Genomic DNA, 12,339 nt, shown 5'->3' on the forward strand with positions numbered 1-12,339 from the left:
GCCGCCCTCACCGCGAACGGGCGTCACCGCCGGAGGCTCTCTTCGACTCCTTGGCCTTCTCCAGCACCTGCAGCGCCGTGGCCTGCGCGATGTCGGCGGCCACGGGATCCCGCTCGAGCAGGGCCGTCGTGGTCGCCCCCTCCATGAGCTGAGCGATCTGGCTCGCGACGAACTGCTTGTTCGGCAACCCGCACTCCTCGACGAGCTTGACCACCCATGCGCGCATGGCGTTCTTGTGCTCGCGCACCGCGTTTCGCACCCGCGGTGAGGTGTCGGCGAGCTCGATGGTCGCGTTGACGAAGGCGCAGCCGCGGAACGACGGCGTGCCGAACCACACGCGCAGGGAGTCGAAGACCGAGAGCAGCCGTTCCCTGGGCGGTGAGGTCCAGTCGACCTCCCCGCTCAGCCGAACCCGGTGGCAGTCGTCCATGTGCCCCAGGCACGCGACGATGAGGTCGGTCTTGGTCGGGAAATGCTTGTAGAGCGTCATCTTCGCGACGCCGATCTCGCTGACGAGCGTGTCCACGCCCACTCCGGTGCCGCGCTCGTACATCATCCGCGAGGCTTCCCTGATAATGAGTTCCCGCTTGGTCGCAGCGTGCTCCATCGGTGACACAGATGCACCCTTGATCGAATTTGAAAGCCGGTGCTTTCGGTGAAGTCGACTCAGGATAACCGTACTGTTGGTGCCGCGCAATGAGTTCCACGTCGAACCGATGCGTCCAGTCCTGAATTCGTCGCGCCGGTCGCGCCGTCGGGTCGCGAATCCATTTGGTCCCCTTTTCGGTCCGTTCGTGCCGCACGAGTATCGCTTCGTGCGGAATGCGTTGACTGGACGTACAGATCCGTGCAGCCTGGCAACTCGGCACACGTCCTGGCTGTGGCTGAAACCGCAGGAAGGGTGGCATGGAAGAAGAAAGTGGTCGCAGGGTCCGGTCGGGTCCTGCCTGCTCGGCCTGAGGCCCGAACGGCGGACACCGGCTGAATCCGGCAGCGACTCGCCGAAGCGCCGGTCGGCGAGAAGCGCAACTTTTTCTTGATCGCTCAGTGGTCCGCAATTCCGAACCGGTCAGCCGGTTGAAATACGGCACGCTAGGAGGCGTAACGACCCATGTCCAGCTTGACCGAAGTCGCCAACACGCTCGTTTCGAACAAGCGAGGGATTCTCGCCGCCGACGAGAGCATCGCAACGATGTCCTCCCGACTGGAAAGCGTCGGAGTCGAGGCCGCGGACGAGAATCGGCGCGTCTATCGCGAATTGATCGTCACCACTCCCGGCCTGGCCGATTCCATCAGCGGGGTCATCCTCGCCGACGACACGCTTCGCCAGAAGCTGTCGGACGGGCGCACCTTCCCCGAGGCGTTGGCGGCTCTGGGCATCCACGCCGGCATCAAGGTCGACACCGGTGCCAAGCCGTTGGCGGGAGCTCCGGGGGAGAAGGTCACCGAGGGGCTGGACGGGCTGCGCGAACGCGTCGCGGAGTACGTGCGCCTCGGGGCGACCTTCGCGAAGTGGCGCGCAGTGCTCAGCATCGGGGACGGCCTCCCCTCGGAGCGCGCCGTCCGCGCCAACGTGCACGCGCTGGCGCGGTACGCGGGGCTCTGTCAGGAGGGCGGTCTGGTGCCGATCGTGGAGCCCGAGGTGCTGATGGACGGTTCCCATTCGCTCGCCCAGTGCCAGCAGGTGACCAGGGTGGTGCTGCGGTCGCTGTTCGACGAGCTCGCCTTCATGCAGGTCGACTTCGACGGCATGGTCCTGAAGCCGAACATGGTGGTCGCAGGCAAGGACTGCCCGGAGCAGCCCAGCGTGGACGAGGCCGCTCAGACCACTGTGGACACTCTGCGTGAGACGGTGCCGCCGTCGGTGCCGGGCATCGCCTTCCTCTCCGGCGGGCAGAGTCCGGAGACCGCGACCAGGCACCTCGGGGCCATGCAGAACTGCGGCTCGCTGCCCTGGGAGCTCACCTACTCGTTCGGCCGGGCGCTGGTCGGCCCGGCGCTCGAGACCTGGCGGGGCGACCACGGCAACTGGGAGGCCGCCCAGCGGGCGCTTTCGGTGCGCGCGGCCGCGAACGCCGCCGCGCGCTGAACGCGGGCCGCATGCTGAGCACCGACCGGACCGCGACACCGGTCCGGTCGGTGCCGCGGTCGGTCGAGCCTCGTGGAGCACCGTCCAAGAGCGGGCGGTGCTTGGTTCTGCGCTGTTCGAGCCGCAGGTGGACGGGCGGTCGGCGGAGAAGACGGGTCCGTCCGGCGGACGCTCGGCGGCGCGGCGGTGCAACACTTGCCCGCATGTCCGAGCTGAACGGGGCAATCCGGTGAGCGCTCCGCCGCCCGTCGTCGAGCACGGGCACGCGGCTTCCGCCGACGACGTCCTGGAACGGCTCGGGGTCGACCCTGCTCGCGGCCTCGGCGAGCAGGAGGCCGCGGCCCGGCTGGTGCGCTTCGGCCCCAACCGGCGGGTCCGGCCGCGACGCGTGACCTTCTGGCGGGTGCTGCGCGAGGAGAGCACCGAGCCGATGATCCTGCTGCTGCTCGCGGTGGCCGTGCTCTACGGCGTGTGGGGAGAGCTCGAGGACACCGTCGCGATCGTCCTGGTCATCGCCGTGGTCGTGCTGGTGGAGGTGTTCACCGAGTACCGGGCCAAGGCCGCCACCGCCGCGCTGAGCAGGCTGTCCGAGCCCACCGCGCCCGCGCTGCGCGAGGGAGCGGTGCGCGCGGTGCCCACCGAGAACCTGGTGCCCGGCGACGTGCTCGTGCTGCGCGCGGGGGAGCGGCTGACCGCCGACGCCCGGCTGATCGAATCCGCCGGGCTGCGCGTGGACGAATCGGTGCTCACCGGGGAATCGGTGCCTGCGGACAAGGACGCCCGTGCTGTGCTCGCCGTTGACACGCCGCTCGGACAGCGCCGCAACGCTGCCTTCGCCGGGACGACCGTGGCCGCCGGTCGAGCCCGCGCGGTTGTGCTGGGCACCGCCATGGACACCGAGCTCGGGCGGATCACCGGGCTGGTCAACGAGTCGAAGCCGCCGCGCACCGCGCTGCAGCAGGCCATGCGCGACCTCGCCCGGTGGCTGGCCTGGCTCGCGCTCGCGCTGAGCGTGCTCGTCCCGGTGCTCGGGCTGCTCGGCGGGCAGCCCTGGCGGGAGATGATCCTGACCGGACTCACCCTGGCCTTCGCCACCATTCCCGAAGAGCTTCCGATCATCATCACCATGGTCCTCGGGATGGGCGCCTACCGGCTGTCTCGCCGCCACGTGGTGATCAAGCGGCTCCGGGCCGCCGAAACCCTCGGCACCGTCACCGTCGTGGCCACCGACAAGACCGGCACCGTCACCGAGAACCGGATGACTCTGTCGCACCTGGTCACCGATGCGTCCACGGCGCTGGAGGGCGATCCCGACGCCGCGCAGCGGCGATTGCTCGCGTTCGCCGCGGGCTGCACGGACGCGACGGTGGTGCACCAGGACGACACCGTGCGCGTCCTCGGCGACCCGACCGACGCCGCGCTGTTGGAAGCCGCTCACCGCCACGGCCTGCTGCCCGGTCAGCCCGGTGGCGTTTCCGGCGAGCTGCTGGCCGAGCACCCCTTCGACACCGACCGCAAGATCATGTCCGCGGTGCATCGCGGTGACGGCGGGCCGCTGCTGATCGCCAAGGGAGCGCCCGAGGTCGTGCTCGGCCGGTGCGCGAGCCGGCTGGTCGGGGGACGTGCCGAGCCGCTCACCGAGGACGATCGGAACCGCTTGCGCGCTCAGGTCGACCGGATGGCCGCGCAGGGGATGCGGGTGATCGCGGTGGCCACCCGCGAGGTGCCCGGCGGGGCGCTCGACCGCGACGAAGCCGAGACCGGACTCGTGCTGACCGGGTTCGCCGGGCTGATCGACCCGGCACGCCCCGAGGTCGCCGCAGCGGTGCGCGATCTGCGGCAGGCGGGCATCCGGGTCGTCATGATCACCGGCGATCACCCGGACACCGCGAGGGCCATCGCCGCCGAGATCGGACTCGACGGCACCGGATCGCTGCTCACCGGCCCGCAGATCGACGAGCTCGACGACGAAGCGCTGGCCGAGGCCGTCTCGGTGACTTCGCTGTTCGCGCGCACCATTCCGGAGCACAAGCTGCGGCTGGTGCGCACGCTGCACGCCCGGCGGGAGATCGTCGCGGTCACCGGTGACGGCGTCAACGACACCCCGGCGCTGGCCCAGGCCGACGTGGGCATCGCGATGGGAGCCGGCGGCACGGACGTCGCCCGCGAGGCCGCCGATGTCGTGCTGGCCGACGACGACTTCGCCACCATCACCCGCGCGGTGCGCGAGGGCAGGCAGCTGTTCGACAACCTGCGCAAGGGCGTGCGCTACTACCTGGCCTGCAAGGTCGGGCTCATCGCCACGGCGGTGGGCGGAGTCGCGCTGGGGCTGCCGGTGCCGTTCACCCCGATCCAGATCGTGGTGCTGGAGATGTTCATGGACATCGCGGGCAGCGCCACCTTCGCCGCCGAACCCGCCGAGAGCGACACCATGCGACGGGCGCCGCGCGACCAGCGGCGTCCGTTCCTGGACCGGCCGCTGATCACCGCGATCTTCACCTGCGGTGCCACGCTGTTCGCCGCGGTCACCTCCATCTATCTCGGGGCGATCTGGGGCGGCGTGCCGATCGCCACCGCGCAGACGCTCGCTTTCGTCGGATGGATGGTCGGCTATTCGGCACTGGCCTGGGTGATGCGTTCGGAACGAACCCCGTTGGTGCGACTGGGAATGCGCTCCAACGGCTTCCTGCCGCCTTGGACTCTGGTCACCGCCGCTTCGCTGGTGCTGATCATGACCGTGCCCGTGGTGCGCGACGCGCTGAACCTCACGACCTTGACCGCAGGTCAGTGGCTCGTGGCGGTGCTGGTTCCGGTTCTGGCGGTGGTGTGGATCGACCTGGTGAAGCTGCGTCGCCGGCGCTGAACCCGGTTCCGCGCGGACCGGGCGGGTGGCTCCGTTAGATGCCGAGTGCGCGGCGGAGGGCGGGGGTGTTGCGTCGGGAGACGGGGATCATGGTGTGGGCGTGGTCGTCCATGATGAGGGTGAGTTCGCCTTTGGTGCCGCGTTCGATTTCGCGGATGCGGTTGAGGTTGACGATGTATTGGCGGTGGACGCGCAGGCCGGTGTGGGCGAGTTGTGTTTCGAGTTTGTCGAGGGCTGGTGTGGCGGCGCGGAGTCGTCCTTGGTCGGTGGTGAGCCAGACGTCGTTGCCGTCGGATTCGGCGAAGGAGATTTCGGGGTGGTGTAGCAGCACCATGCGGTTGTCGCGTGTGGCCACGACCCGGGAGCCCCGGCCCTGCCCCTGCCCCTGTTGTTGACTGTGGTTGTGGTGGGGGGTGGTGTGGGTGTGGGGGAGTTGTTCGGCGTCGGATACGCCGAATTCGACGAGGTTGCCGACGAGGTGTCCGGCCAGGAATACCGGGCGGATGCTGATCGGGGTGGGTTCGTCGGCCAGGTGTGTGAAGATCTGGGTGGCCCCGACCCAGTCCGGGTTTCGTGATGCTTGTTTGGCCGCGTATCCGGCCACCCGGGCCAGCTCCGGGAGGCCCGGGTTCCAGCGTGCCGCGGGATCGGACGCGGGCGTCGAACCCGGCACCCCCAGCAGCACACTCGCCCGATCATCGGCGATCACCACCCGGCCCGCCGGATCCAACGCCGCCAACGACACCCCCACCCGCACCCGCACCCGGTTGTAGGCGGCGATCAGCTCGGCGCAGCCGTCCTGGGCGCGCTTGCGCAGCGTGCGCCCGGTCCGGGTGGCGGCGTTCGACAACCAGGCGCCCGCCGCCGTGGGGAGTTCGCTGCGCAAACAGGAGATGTTCAACGCGGCGATGGGTTCCCCGGTGACCAAGTCGTGCACCGCCACTCCCGCGCAGTTCCAGTCGTGGAAGGCCTGACACCAGTGCTCCGCGCCCCGGATCATCACCGGTGATCGCGATTCCAGCGCGGTGCCGATGCCGTTGGTCCCGGTCGAGCCCTCCGCCCAGGAGAACCACGGCGCCAGGTTGGCCTGTGCGGCGTGATCACGGGTGCGCGGATCGCCCCATTCGGCCAGCACCCGTCCGGTGGCGTCGGTGACCGTCACGATGCCGCCCGCGTTGCTCACCTCGTGGGCCACCGTGGCCGCGCGGAAGCCGAGCTCGGCGAGGACCACGTCATGTTCCAGCGTGTGCTCGACCTCGGCGACCGCGACCGGCGCCTTGGCGAGGTTCGGATCGACCCGATAGCGGTCCCGGCAGCGGAGCCAGGAGACCAGCACTTCCGGTCGCACACCGCGGATGTCGTCTTCACCCCGCACGAAGCGTTCCCACGCCGCGTACACCGTCGACTTCCCGGGGCTGCGGTGGATCGGGTCGAGCCGGTGCACTTCCGCCATACAAGACCGCCTTTGGTCTCACCGGGCCGACCGGTAACCGTCCGGATGCCGCGCTGGGAGTGCCCACCGCAGATTCGCACGTTAAGACGCCGAATGAGGCGAGTACCAGCGGGCTGGGACAACGGCGGCCCAACCTGACACGAGCGGTAGCCAGGCGGTAATGAACGGTCCGGGAGCACACATCAGTGGCGGAACGCTTCCGGTGTCGACGCCGTGGGCGGGCAGGATCGACGCGCTGGCGGGAAAGTGATCGCGATGCGCCGAAATCGCGCTCTCCGCGCGCCGGTCCGGCTAGCGTTCGGGCTTGCCGTAATGCAACCGCCGGGCGAGTGATCGTGGGTCGGCGGGTTCGTTCAGGTCGCCTCGGCGGGGAATCCACGGTGGACCGGACGAAAATTCTTTGATGCGCGGGAGTTCGGGCATGTCGGCGACGGTTCCGGTGGCGGCGCCGCGTCCGCCCGTTCATCGACTTGGAGGGACCGTTCGTGCGTGATCGGCTTCCGTTCGGTGGCGATCCGTTGGCATAACGGACAACACCCGGCATCCTGTCGTCCGAACTGGGGTCGAGGCGATGCTTTTCACCGAGGCAAAGGAGGTCTTCGGCGTCCCGACCGGCGCGGCGGATCTGCCGCGTGAAGCCTGCATGCCTTGAAGCGGTGCACTCCGGGGGCTACCTTGTGACAGGAGTCACTGTGATCCTCTGCGCGGGTACCGCCCTTCGAGAGCGACGAGGAGGTCGCGATGACCGGGAGATTGCCACCTCTGGAGATCGTCTCGAGCCGTTCCGGCAGCAGCGAGGGCGATTCCCTGACGGCCACCTCGAGCCAGGTCGCCCGCGCATGGGAGAGCTTCGCGACCGGCGAGGACATCGAGCACGGCGTGCGCCCGGAGGTCCTCGCCTCCTGGTACCGCTGCCGGGACCAGTACGAAGTCGATCCCACGCTGCACGTCGCGCCCGACGCTCCCGGTTACAACGACCACCGGCTGGACAACGACGTGATCTTCGCGAAGCTCGGCGGCCTGGGCGCGCTGGCCGGCCGCGACGTCGAGTTCGACGGCGGCGTCGTGGCGGTGACCGACGGAGCCGGCCGGATCCTGGGCTCCTGGGGCGACCCGAACACCCGCAAACGAGCCGAGTCGGCCAACATGGCGCCCTGGTCGTCCTGGTCGGAGCAGTGCACCGGCACCAACGGGATGGGCACCTCCCTCGAGGTCTCGGGTCCGGTCACCGTCACCGGGCCGGAGCACTGGTGCGAGGGCTTCCATCGATGGGCCTGCGCGGGCATCTCGATCCGCGACGTGGTCACCGGCTCGCCGGTCGCCGCGATCAACATCTCCCGGTGGAACGCGCCGATGTCCGAACGTGTCCCGGAGTGGCTGACGATGGCCGCCGCGAGCGTGGAGCAGGAGATCTATCGTCGCGCGCTGTCCGAAGCCAAGAGCGTGCTCGCCGAGTTCAACGCCGAGACCGCCCAGAGCGGCGGCGCGGTCATGGCCGTCGACCGCGGCGGCAATGTCGTCGCGGCCAACCACGCGGCGGCTTCGCTGCTGCGGCTGACCAACGACAGCCCGGTCGTCACCGGCGTGTTCGAACCGGCCAACCGCTGGCAGCCGGACATCCCGGGCTTCGCCGAGGTCGTGCGCTGGGCGACGGGCCGGTCGGTGGACCGGCCACAGTGGACCGGCCATGCCTGGTTAGCGGTGTGTCCGGGCGAGAATCCGATCCCGGTCACGTTGCGCCCCATCGTGGACGCCAACCACGTGGTGGGCATGTTCTGCGCGTTCGGCACGCAGGAGGGCGAGCCCTACGAGAACACCGCCCAGTCTGCGGCGATTTCGCTGCCGCGACGGGTGATCGGCATCCGCAACGACCGGCTGGTGCTGCTGGCTCCCTCGGAGATCCGCTACGCCGAGGCCGACCGCAACATCGTGTGGCTGGGCACTGATCGCGGCCGCATCCAGGCGGCCACCCGCGGGCTCGACAACGTCGAGGAACTGCTCGTCCCGCACGGTTTCCGGCGGGTGCACCGGCGCTTTGTGGCCAACCTGCGCCGGGTCGCCGAGCTGGAACGCGGTGTGAAGGGTGAACTCGTGCTAGTCACCGATCCCCGCTTGCACGAGCTGGTGCCGGTCTCGCGGCGGCACGCACCGGAGATCCGGCGACTGCTCGGCCTCTGAGCCGCTCGTGGCGGCAGCGCCGCCGTTCGTCCGGGATCGCTCGCCGGTGGTTGAAGATCGGTTGTTCCACATCGGCGCGTCGCGCAGGCTCTCCAGCGGCAGTACCGCATTCGGCAGTTGTCCGACGTCCACTACGCGGTCGCGTTCGACCCGTGGGCGAGCGGGAGTTCGGCGGCCGCGTCGCAGTGCGGTTCCGCGTCGCGGGCGAGGTCTTCCTGGACTTGGCCGGTTCGTTGTCCGGACGCACCTCGGCCGTGGCGGGTGCTCGCCGACGCGGTGGCGGTGGAGATCTTCTTGAAGGGATCCGTGGATGAGCAAGTCGCGTGCTGTGGTGGCACCTGGTCGTGGAAAACCCGTCGAGGTGGTGACGATCGATGTGCCCGAGCCGGGGCCGGGTGAGGTCCAGGTGCGCGTGCAGGCCTGCGGGGTCTGCCACACCGACCTGCACTACCGCGAGGGCGGGATCAACGACGAATTCCCGTTCCTGCTCGGCCACGAGGCCGCCGGGATCGTCGAGGCCGTCGGCCCGAACGTCACCGAGGTCGGCGAAGGCGATTTCGTAGTCCTCAACTGGCGCGCGGTCTGCGGCGAGTGCCGCGCCTGCGAGCGCGGGCGCCCGCAGTACTGCTTCGACACCCACAACGCCGAGCAGTCCATGACCCTCGAGGACGGCACCCCGCTCTCGCCCGCGCTGGGCATCGGGGCGTTCACCGAGCGAACGCTGGTGCACGCGGGGCAGTGCACGAAGGTGGATCCGGAGGCCCGGCCCGCCGTGGTGTCGCTGCTCGGCTGCGGCGTGATGGCCGGAGTCGGTGCCGCGGTCAACACCGGCGACGTCTCCCGCGGTGACTCGGTGGCCGTGATCGGCTGCGGCGGTGTCGGAGACGGCGCGATCGCGGGCGCCCGGCTGGCCGGGGCCGCTCGGATCATCGCGGTGGACACCGATCCGGCGAAGCTCAACTGGGCAGCGGACTTCGGCGCGACGCACACCGTCAACGCCGCCGAGGTCGACGCGGTCGCCGAGATCAGGTCGCTGACCGGTGGCAACGGCGCGGACGTGGTGATCGACGCGGTCGGCCGTCCGGAGACCTACCAGCAGGCCTTCTACGCCCGCGACCTCGCCGGGACCGTGGTGCTGGTCGGGGTTCCCACCCCGGACATGGAGATCAAGCTCCCGCTGCTGGACGTCTTCGGCCGGGGCGGGGCGCTGAAGTCCTCGTGGTACGGCGATTGCCTGCCGAGCCGCGACTTCCCGATGCTCGCCGACCTCTACCGGCAGGGCAGGTTCCCGCTGGAGAAGTTCGTGACCGAGGAGATCGCGCTCGGCGAGGTCGAGGACGCGTTCGCGAAGATGAAGCGCGGCGAGGTGCTGCGTTCGGTGGTGGTGTTCTGATGGGCGCCCGCATCGACCACGCGATCACCTCGGGCACCTTCTCGCTGGACGGGCAGACCTTCGAGGTGGACAACAACGTCTGGGTCATCGGTGACGACGACGAGTGCGTCGTTCTCGACGCCCCGCACGACGTCGCCGCGATCCGGGAGGTGATCGGCGACCGGCGGGTGGTGGCGGTGCTGGCCACCCACGCGCACGACGACCACGTGCGGGTGGCCCCGCAGCTGATCGAGGCCACCGGCTCACCGCTGCTGCTGCACCGCGACGACCTGGTGTTGTGGCGGCAGACCCACGGCAGCCGAGACCCCGACGGGTACCTGGTCGACGGTCAGGAGATCGAGGTCGCCGGAGTGGTGCTGCACGTGCTGCACACCCCGGGGCACGCGCCGGGCGCGGTGTGCTTCGACGTTCCGCGGCTGGACGCGGTGTTCACCGGCGACACGTTGTTCGCCGGCGGGCCAGGGGCGACCGGCCGGTCCTATTCGGACTTCGGTGTCATCGTCGAGTCCATCCGGGACAGGCTGTTCGCGCTGCCGGATTCTCGCGCGGTGCACCCCGGCCACGGGGACACCACGACGATCGGCGCCGAACGACCGCACCTCGACGAGTGGATCAGCAGGGGGCACTGACCGGTCGCTCTCGCATCCGCGAGCGCACAGGGAGGGACGTGGTCGATGGGACGGGCCACTCACCGGGTGCGGGCCTGCAGCTTGCAGGAGCTCCCGCCGGGCACGGCGCGCAAGTTGCGCATCGCCTTTCCCGCGATCGCGATCTTCAACCTGGACGGCACCGTCTACGCCGTGGAGGACCTGTGCACGCACGCCTTCGCGTTGCTCAGCGAGGGCCGCGTAGAGGGTACGTCGGTGAGGTGCCCGCTGCACCGGTCGCAGTTCGACGTGCGCACCGGCGAGCCGCTCTGCGGCCCGGCGACGGAATCGCTGCGCACCTACGAAGTGGAGGTGATCGCGGGCGAGGTCATCGTGCACATCGAGACCTCGTTGTTCGGCACCTCCGCGTGACGCGGCCCCTGAAAACCACCCGGGCAGGGCGTCCTGAGCTATCCATTGTGGACGAAATTGTGGATGCCGAACGACATCGAGCGGTCAGTGCGGGTGCCATGCATCAGAAATCGATCGCACGGCGAGGGGGGCGCTGAGCGACCGGCTACGCAGTCCGTCCTGAAAGGACAGCGAGGTCGGCCGCCGTCCAGGCCATCGCGGTGGCCCCGTCGAGGACGGCTCGGTCCGCGGCCGGGGTGACGCAGGCGGCCGTGAACTCGGGTTGGTGGTTGACCGCGGGCAGGCAGTCCAGCCCCAGCATCGGGTGGATGACCGGTACGCGGTGGGAGACGTTGCCCATGTCGGTCGCCGCACCGACTGCGGGAGCTTCCGCGGGGAACCTGCGGCCGAGGGATTCGGCGTTGGCGCGGTACGACTCGAGCATCGCGAGGTCCGGGCGCAGGTCCGCGTAGTCGGGGCCGCGCGGTGTCATGGTCAGCGTGCTGCCGGTGGCGTGCGCTCCCGCTTCGAAGCAGCGTTGCACGCGCGCCTTGAGCGCGGCCAGGTTCTGCGCGGAGTCGGAGCGCACGATCCAGTTGCCGCCACTGGTGTCGGGGATGATGTTGGCGGCGGTTCCGGCCTCCGTGACGATGCCTTGGATGCGGTCGCTCGCAGCGGTTTGCTGGCGCAGCAGGCCGATCGCGACCTGCGCGACGGTCATGGCATCGGCGGCGTTGATGCCCAGGTGCGGGTGGGATCCGGCGTGCGCCGATCTGCCTCGGTAGGTGACGTCGAACTGGGAAACGGCCATGCCCGGCATCGCCGCCGCTTCGGTCGCCGCCGGATGCACCATCATCGCGGCGTCGAGGCCGTCGAAGGCGCCGCGGTCGAGCATCCACACCTTGCCGCCGCCGCCCTCCTCGGCGGGCGTGCCGAGGACGGTCACCGTCAGCCCGAGGGCGTCAACGTGTTCGGCCAAGCCGATCGCCGCGCCGACCGCCGCTGCGGCGATGATGTTGTGCCCGCAGGCGTGCCCGATGTCGGGCAGGGCGTCGTACTCGGCGCAGATCCCGACGTGCAGCGGACCGGAACCGATGGTGGCGTGCACCGCGGTGGGCAGCTCGTAACAGCCGTGGGTCACGGTGTACCCGGCGTTGCCCAGCGCTTCGGCGACCCAGGTGCTGGCTCGGGTCTCCTGGTAGCCGAGTTCGGGGTGGGCGTGGATGCGGTGGGACAGGCCGAGCAGGTCCTGTTCGGCCGCGTCGATCCGCTTCGCGATGGCGTCCTTGCGACTGCCGGTCACGACGCCTGCCGGGCGCCGTTGATGAGGTTCGTGCTCATGGCGTGTGCCTCCTGGGAACCGCG

10 protein-coding genes are annotated in these 12,339 nt (G+C 69.9%); 7 read left to right on the forward strand and 3 right to left on the reverse strand.

Annotation, left to right across the window (positions count from 1 at the left end; genetic code table 11):
• Positions 1-7: 7 nt before the first annotated feature.
• A complete protein-coding gene (locus H2Q94_RS13635; RefSeq protein ID WP_243795137.1) occupies positions 8-607 on the reverse strand; it encodes a TetR/AcrR family transcriptional regulator in 600 nt (199 codons plus the stop codon).
• A 504-nt stretch (positions 608-1,111) separates the two neighbouring features.
• Here H2Q94_RS13635 and H2Q94_RS13640 point away from each other — a divergent pair.
• Positions 1,112-2,089: a class I fructose-bisphosphate aldolase gene (locus H2Q94_RS13640; protein ID WP_243795138.1), complete on the forward strand. Its 978-nt coding sequence runs from the start codon at positions 1,112-1,114 to the stop codon at positions 2,087-2,089.
• 229 nt (positions 2,090-2,318) lie between these two features.
• The gene (locus H2Q94_RS13645; protein ID WP_243795140.1) at positions 2,319-4,952 is read left to right on the forward strand and encodes a cation-translocating P-type ATPase; all 2,634 of its coding nucleotides are present in this window, start codon (positions 2,319-2,321) and stop codon (positions 4,950-4,952) included.
• A gap of 34 nt (positions 4,953-4,986) precedes the next feature.
• Here H2Q94_RS13645 and H2Q94_RS13650 read toward each other — a convergent pair whose 3' ends face one another.
• The gene (locus tag H2Q94_RS13650) at positions 4,987-6,405 is read right to left on the reverse strand and encodes a DNA-binding protein (RefSeq protein WP_243795142.1); all 1,419 of its coding nucleotides are present in this window, start codon (positions 6,403-6,405) and stop codon (positions 4,987-4,989) included.
• A gap of 741 nt (positions 6,406-7,146) precedes the next feature.
• Between H2Q94_RS13650 and H2Q94_RS13655 the strand changes: the two genes are divergently transcribed.
• From H2Q94_RS13655 to H2Q94_RS13675, 5 genes are all read left to right on the forward strand, one after another.
• Entirely contained in the window at positions 7,147-8,583 is a 1,437-nt protein-coding gene (locus H2Q94_RS13655) for a DNA-binding protein (RefSeq protein ID WP_243795146.1), read from the forward strand.
• Positions 8,584-8,735: 152 nt separating this feature from the next.
• The gene (locus H2Q94_RS13660) at positions 8,736-8,897 is read left to right on the forward strand and encodes a hypothetical protein (RefSeq protein WP_243795148.1); all 162 of its coding nucleotides are present in this window, start codon (positions 8,736-8,738) and stop codon (positions 8,895-8,897) included.
• Positions 8,894-9,976: an S-(hydroxymethyl)mycothiol dehydrogenase gene (locus H2Q94_RS13665; protein WP_243795149.1), complete on the forward strand. Its 1,083-nt coding sequence runs from the start codon at positions 8,894-8,896 to the stop codon at positions 9,974-9,976. Before H2Q94_RS13660 ends, H2Q94_RS13665 begins: the two co-directional genes overlap by 4 nt.
• The gene (locus tag H2Q94_RS13670) at positions 9,976-10,605 is read left to right on the forward strand and encodes an MBL fold metallo-hydrolase (RefSeq protein WP_243795150.1); all 630 of its coding nucleotides are present in this window, start codon (positions 9,976-9,978) and stop codon (positions 10,603-10,605) included. Before H2Q94_RS13665 ends, H2Q94_RS13670 begins: the two co-directional genes overlap by 1 nt.
• Positions 10,606-10,650: 45 nt before the next feature.
• Positions 10,651-10,995 carry a bifunctional 3-phenylpropionate/cinnamic acid dioxygenase ferredoxin subunit gene (locus H2Q94_RS13675; RefSeq protein ID WP_243795151.1) on the forward strand — a complete coding sequence of 115 codons (345 nt, stop codon included), beginning with the start codon at positions 10,651-10,653 and terminating at the stop codon, positions 10,993-10,995.
• Between the two features lie 145 nt (positions 10,996-11,140).
• Here H2Q94_RS13675 and H2Q94_RS13680 read toward each other — a convergent pair whose 3' ends face one another.
• Positions 11,141-12,277, reverse strand: a complete 1,137-nt coding sequence (locus H2Q94_RS13680) for an amidohydrolase (protein WP_243795153.1) — start codon at positions 12,275-12,277, stop codon at positions 11,141-11,143.
• Positions 12,278-12,339 lie beyond the last annotated feature (62 nt).

Source organism: Saccharopolyspora gloriosae (genome assembly GCF_022828475.1).
Lineage (GTDB): Bacteria > Actinomycetota > Actinomycetes > Mycobacteriales > Pseudonocardiaceae > Saccharopolyspora_C > Saccharopolyspora_C gloriosae_A.